3 protein-coding genes are annotated in these 7,112 nt (G+C 44.5%); all 3 read left to right on the top strand.

The genetic code is table 11. From position 1 onward, the window contains the following. A partial coding sequence (locus HRT75_RS02230) for a gliding motility-associated C-terminal domain-containing protein (protein ID WP_291182377.1) occupies positions 1-4,053 on the top strand: 4,053 nt, incomplete at its 5' end. 57 nt (positions 4,054-4,110) lie between these two features. After that, on the top strand, positions 4,111-5,058 hold the full coding sequence (locus HRT75_RS02225; RefSeq protein ID WP_366665008.1) for a type IX secretion system membrane protein PorP/SprF: 948 nt from the start codon (positions 4,111-4,113) through the stop codon (positions 5,056-5,058). An 11-nt stretch (positions 5,059-5,069) separates the two neighbouring features. Next, positions 5,070-7,040, top strand: coding sequence for an OmpA family protein (locus HRT75_RS02220; protein WP_291182376.1), 1,971 nt, complete (start codon positions 5,070-5,072; stop codon positions 7,038-7,040). The last annotated feature ends 72 nt before the right edge of the window (positions 7,041-7,112 follow it).

Here is a 7,112-nt window from a genome sequence, read left to right as displayed (position 1 = left end):
AATGAAGGTAACGTAAGCCTTTCCGGAATTACTGTAACTGATCCATTAGTAGGAACCATCACTTTTGTGGATGGAGACACTGATGCGGACGGAGAGTTAGACGTAACCGAGACTTGGACATACACTGGTTCTTATGTGATCACTCAAGATGACATTGATGCAGGAATGGTTACCAATCAGGCGCTAGCGCAAGGAACAGCACCAGATGCATCCGTAGTAGAAGATGAGTCCGATGACAACTCGGTGCTTGAGGATGATCCTACGGTAACTGATCTGTGTCAAGAGCCAGCGATCGCAATTGTGAAGACAGGAATCTTTGTGGATGGTAACGGTGACAACTGTGCCGATGACGGCGAGTCTATCAACTATACTTTCGTAGTGACCAATGAAGGTAATGTGAGTCTAGCGAGCATCTCTGTAACTGATCCATTAGTAGGTACCATCACTTTTGTAGATGGTGATACTGACGCTGATGGAGAATTGGACGTGACTGAGACTTGGACCTACACCGGTTCTTATACCATCACTCAAGACGACATTGATGCTGGAATGGTAACTAACCAAGCCTTGGCTCAAGGAACTGCACCAGATGCTTCCGTAGTGGAAGATCAGTCTGATGACAACTCGGTATTGGAGAATGATTCTACAGTGACTGACTTATGTCAAGAGCCAGCAATCGCAATCGTGAAAACTGGAATCTTTGTAGACGGCAACGGTGATAACTGTGCCGATGATGGAGAGTCTATCAACTATACATTCGTAGTAACTAATGAAGGTAACGTAAGCCTTTCCGGAATTACTGTAACTGATCCATTAGTAGGAACCATCACTTTTGTGGATGGAGATACTGACGCTGACGGAGAGCTTGATGTAGATGAGACTTGGACCTATACGGGAACATATACAATTACCTCGGCAGACATTGACGCTGGAGAAGTTGTAAACCAGGCAACGGCAGAAGGTACAGCTCCAGATGGATCTGTAGTGACCGATGAATCAGGAACTGCTGTAGATGCTGATGATCCTACCGTAACCGAGCTTTGTCAGAATCCAGCAATTGCTATTGTGAAGACTGGAATCTTCGTAGATGGCGATGGAGATGACTGCGCTGATGACGGGGAAACTATTGAGTATACATTCGTATTGACTAATGAAGGCAACGTAAGCCTCTCTGGTATTACAGTAACTGATCCGCTAGTAGGAACCATTACTTTCGTGGATGGTGATACTGACGCTGACGGTGAGCTTGATGTAGATGAGACTTGGACGTATACCGGTTCTTATACCATTACTCAAGATGATATCGATGCTGGCGAGGTTGAAAACCAAGCTACGGCAGAAGGTACAGCACCAGACGGTACTGTAGTAAGTGATCTTTCAGACAATGATACAGTAGTTGAAGATGACCCAACCATCACTGAGCTTTGTCAAGAACCATCAATTGCGATCGTAAAATCTGGAATCTTTGTGGATGGAAACGGTGATAACTGTGCCAACTCAGGAGAGACTATTGAATACACCTTTGTGGTGACCAATGAAGGTAATGTGAGTCTATCTGGAATTACAGTGACTGATATCCTAGTGGCTCCGATCACTTTCGTAGATGGAGACACCGATGGTGACGGCGAATTAGACGTAGACGAGACTTGGACATATATAGGTACTTATACCATTACTCTAGATGATATTGACGCTGGAGAAGTGGTGAACCAGGCAACTGCAGAAGGTACTGCGCCAGATGGTACGGTAGTAACTGATGAATCAGGTACTGCAGTTGATACCGACGATTCCACAATTACAGAGCTGTGTCAGAACCCACTCATTGCGATTGTGAAAGCCGGACTGTTTGTAGACGGTGACGGTGATGACTGTGCGGATGATGGAGAGACCATAGAATACAGTTTTGTAGTGACCAATGAAGGAAACGTGAGTCTTTCTGGAATCATTGTAACTGATCCTCTAGTGGGAACCATCACTTTCGTAGATGGTGACACCGATGGTGACGGAGAACTGGACGTGGACGAGACTTGGACTTATACTGGAACTTATGCGATCACTCAAGATGACATCGATGCCGGAGAGGTTGAAAACCAAGCTACCGCAGAAGGAACAGCTCCTGATGGAACGGTAGTTGACGATCTGTCTGATAATGACTCTGTCTTGGAAGACGATCCAACGATCACCGAGCTGTGTCAAGATCCTGCAATTGCTATTGTGAAGACTGGAGTCTTTGTAGATGGCAACGGAGATGACTGTGCCGATGAGGGAGAGACCATTGAGTACACTTTTGTGGTGACCAATGAAGGAAACGTAAGTCTTTCTGGAATCACTGTGACTGACCCACTAGTGGGAACCATCACTTTTGTTGATGGAGACACTGATGGAGACGGAGAATTAGATGTTGATGAGACCTGGACATACACAGGAACTTATGTGATCACTCAAGACGATATCGATGCAGGCGAGGTTGAAAACCAAGCTACAGCAGAAGGTACGGCTCCAGATGGCACTCTAGTTTCTGATCTGTCTGATGACGACTCCGTATTGGAAGATGATCCAACAATCACAGAGCTTTGTCAGAACCCAGCAATCGCCATTGTGAAGACTGGAGTCTTTCTAGACGGTGATGGAGATGGTTGTGCCAATGAAGGCGAGATCATTGAATACACCTTTGTAGTGACCAATGAAGGAAACGTAAGTCTTTCTGGAATTACAGTTACTGATCCACTGATTGGAACCATCACTTTTGTAGATGGAGATACTGATGGAGATGGTGAGCTGGATGTAGATGAGGCTTGGACCTATACAGGAACTTATGCGATCACTCTTGCGGATATCGATGCCGGTGAGGTTGAAAACCAAGCTACAGCAGAGGGTACTGCACCAGACGGAACGCTTGTTAGCGATGAATCTGGAGCAACAGTGAGTGATGATGATCCAACAATTACAGACCTGTGTCAAGGTCCTGCAATTGCACTGATCAAAATAGGAACCTTGAACGATGAGAACGGAGACGGTTGTACTGATATTGGTGAGACGATCACGTATCAGTTCATCGTAACCAATACTGGAAACGTAACCTTGACAGACATCAATATTGTTGACGTACTTGTTGCTGTAGACGGAGGACCAATCACATTGGCTCCTGGAGAAGTGGATGATCTAACCTTCACTGCAACCTATACAGTGACTCTTGATGACGTGAACAACGGCTTTGTGATCAACCAAGCTGAGGTGTTCGGTACGGCTCCAGATGGAACTGAAGTAAGCGACTTGTCGGATGACGACTCTAATGTTGAGGACGATGTGACTGAAGTAGATCTGTGTCAGAACGGTTCTATTGAAGTTGAGAAGATCGGTGTGTTTAACGATGACAACGGGGACGGTGAGCCACAAGTTGGTGAAACTATTACCTATACCTTCATCGTAACTAACACCGGTAACGTCACTGTCTTTGATATTGTGATTGAAGATCCACTTGTAGCGGTTACTGGAGGCCCAATTACTCTAGAGCCAGGAGAGGTTGATGATTCTACCTTTACGGCCACTTACGCCTTGACAGAGGCTGATATTGAAGCAGGTCAGGTAGTAAATCAGGCAATTGGTATTGGAATGGATCAGAACGGCAATGAAGTTCGCGACCTTTCTGATGATCCGATGGACACTACAGATAATGATGTGGAAGGTGATGGAGAACCAGATGATCCTACCGTAGTAATTCTGCCAGAAGTACTCGGTGTTGACTTCGAGATCTTCAACGCGGTGAGTCCTGATGGAAACGGCTTGAACGACTTCTTTAGAGTTCAGGGTATCGAACAGTTCCCAGACAACAATATGCAGATATTTAACCGTTGGGGAGTATTGGTATACGAGACCGATGGATACGGTGGCGCTGACGGCGAGACCAATGTATTCCGAGGTATCTCTGAAGGACGTGTAACGGTCCGTCAGAGCAAAGAGTTGCCAACAGGAACCTATTACTATGTCCTCAGACGTTTTGTTGACGGCGAGACATTGACGAACGCAGGTTATTTATACGTAAATAGAAAGTAAATTGAATAGACCCCTGCAGTAGCACTGGTGTTCACTGCAGGGGAATAAAACACACAGATGATGGTCAAACAATATTCTTTAGTACTAATTCTGATTCTGGTATTCGGTTTTCAAGCTGATCTCAAGGCTCAGCAAGATGCACAGTATACGCAGTATATGTACAATACGCAGATCGTGAATCCAGCTTATGCAGGATCTCGAGGAAGTCTTGACTTTTCCGCGCTTTACAGAACGCAGTGGGTCGGATTGGACGGTGCGCCAGAAACTGGTACATTCACCTTCAACTCTCCAATTGGTGTTGCGGAGAACATGGGAATCGGGATGAGTATAGTTATGGATCGATTGGGTCCTGCAAAAGAGTCTAACATTACCGTAGACTATTCCTATACCATCAATACCTCAGAGGATTACAAACTCGCCTTTGGACTAAAAGCGGGTATCGATCTTTTGGATGTCGATTTTACACTCTTGAACATTTTTGATGAAGGAGATGTATTTGAGAACAATATTGACAACCGTTTACAACCGCAGATTGGAGCGGGTATTTACTATTACTCCAATAAGTTTTATGCGGGACTTTCTGTGCCAAACTTTTTAAACACCAAACACTTTGATGAAAGTGAAATAGGACCAACTTCCGCTCAGACCATCGCCGCGGAGCGTTTACACTATTTCTTCATCACAGGATATGTATTTGATCTCAACGAGAACTTAAAATTCAAGCCAGCTGTTTTGACCAAGTTGGTTAGTGGTTCTCCTTTGCAAGTTGATTTATCCGCGAACTTGTTGATCAATGAGAAATTCACTCTTGGAGCGGCCTATCGCTGGAGCGCAGCCCTTAGCGGGATGGTAGGATTTCAAGCCACAGAAGGACTATTCCTCGGATTTGCTTATGATGGAGAGACCACAGATCTCAGTGGATTCAATGATGGATCTTATGAATTCTTCGTTCGATTTGAAATATTCAATAAACCGGAGCGTATCCTTACGCCTCGATTCTTTTAAAAGCAGCAATCATGACAAGAACCTCACTCAAAATCTTATTGTTTGTTAGCGGCTTTCTTTTAACCGTCGGGCCAACAATTGCTCAAAAGACCAAAGAACTAAAAGCCAACAAAGAGTACAGTCAATATGCCTATATCGATGCACAACAGGTTTACCTGGATGTCATTGAGCAGGGTAGGGAAAGTGCTCAGATATACCAAAACCTGGGAGATACATACTATTTCAATTCCCAGTACAAAGAAGCGGTTTCCTGGTATGAAGCCTTGGTAGAAAAATTTCCAGAACAAGCAACGCCTGAATATCTATTCAGGCTTTCGCAGTGTTATAAGAGTACTCAAGATTACACCAAAGCGCAGGAAGCAATGGACCTCTATAAAGCCAAAGGCGGAGATACCACAGCAATTGCAAGAGTATATGCCGGTGATGATTATTTAAAGCAAATTGCGGCAAATGCTCGCAATTCTGAGCTCGTTGGAGTAACTGTAAATTCTGCTTTCTCTGACTTTGGTCCAAAGTACTTTGGAGAACGTTTAGTGTTCTCTTCCGTTTCAGATACGATCCGTGATGAGAAGCTCGCTGTGCACGAATGGAACAACCAGCCGTATTCAGATCTCTATGTCGTTGATATTGATGAGAACGGAGACTTGAGCAATATGGAGCGTTTTGACAATGGTCCTATCAATACAAAGTTCCACGAGTCAACACCAACCTTCTCAGAAGATGGAAAGACCATGTATTTTACCCGTAACAACTTCTTAGAAGTAGGGAATAAAACTGGCAAGCGCGCTATCGGGAAGGACGATCAAGGAACCGTACGTATGAAGATCTATCGCGCTACTAAATTGGCCAACGGTTGGTCAGATGTTCGCGAGGTCAAGTTTGAAGACGGCTCGCGCAACGGTGATAACTACAGTATGGCGCATCCGCAATTGAGCTTGGATGGTAAACTGCTGTATTTTGTTTCTGATATGGACGGTACCGTGGGGATGAGTGATATCTGGTATGCACCGATCAATGAGGATGCAACCTTAGGAGATCCTGTAAACCTAAAATCCATTAACACAGAAGCCCGTGAGAGTTTCCCATTCATCAGTTCAGACAACACTTTGTATTTTTCCAGCGATGGACAAACCGGTTTGGGTGGGTTTGATGTATTCTCAACAGAACTTGACGATGCTGGAATGGCCTCCGAAGTAAGCAACCTTGGAGAGCCGACCAACAGTGAAAAAGACGATTTTGGATACATTTACAATCCAGAAACCAAAACAGGTTATTTGGCTTCCAATAGATCTGGAGACCAAGGTTTTGTGAGTGATAATATTTACCGTGTTCAACCTTGTTTAGTGAAACTCACTGGAGAAGTAACTGATCTGGAGACCGGTGCTTTATTATCAGGAGCTAAAGTGGAACTACTTGACGATCAAGGGAATCCTTACGGTGAACCGATCGTTGTTGGTGATGACGCCGCTTACAGTTTTGATATTGATTGTACTCAATCGTATCGCTTACGCGCCACTAAATTGGACTACAATCCGAACGAGATCGCTATTGTAGCACCAGAAACTTCAGGAGATCTCTATCAGCCAATCCAATTGGAACGCGCTTGTCCTTATGAGAATACTTTAAACTGTATTCTTGAGTTGCAAACGATTTATTTCGATTTGGATCGATTCAATATCCGTCCTGACGCGGAAATCGAATTGGCAAAAGTTCTAGCGGCTATGAAGCGATATCCGGAATTGGTGATCCATATTGAATCGCATACAGACAGCCGTGCCACAGATCAGTACAATATGGTACTCTCTGACCGACGCGCTCAGTCTACCATGCAGTGGTTGATCGATAACGGAATTGAAGCATCCCGATTATCTGCAAAAGGATACGGAGAAACCCAATTGGTCAATGAATGCGCCAACGGGGTAGATTGTAGTGAAGAGCAACATCAGTTGAACAGAAGATCGATGTTCATTATTCAGAATTAACACTATAACCTCACAACCTCTCCAAAAAGGCACCTCTTCGGTGCCTTTTTGTTTTTATGGACTAGCATTTTC

Source organism: Gilvibacter sp., from assembly GCF_013214815.1.
In the GTDB taxonomy this organism is placed as follows: Bacteria; Bacteroidota; Bacteroidia; order Flavobacteriales; family Flavobacteriaceae; genus Gilvibacter.
This window is presented reverse-complemented; position numbering and strand designations above follow the sequence as displayed.

What these genes read in the sequence shown, in the direction of transcription:
- HRT75_RS02225 (WP_366665008.1), top strand. Translation starts at nt 4,111, where the DNA reads ATGATGGTCAAACAATATTCTTTAGTACTAATTCTGATTCTGGTATTC.
- HRT75_RS02220 (WP_291182376.1), top strand. Translation starts at nt 5,070, where the DNA reads ATGACAAGAACCTCACTCAAAATCTTATTGTTTGTTAGCGGCTTTCTT.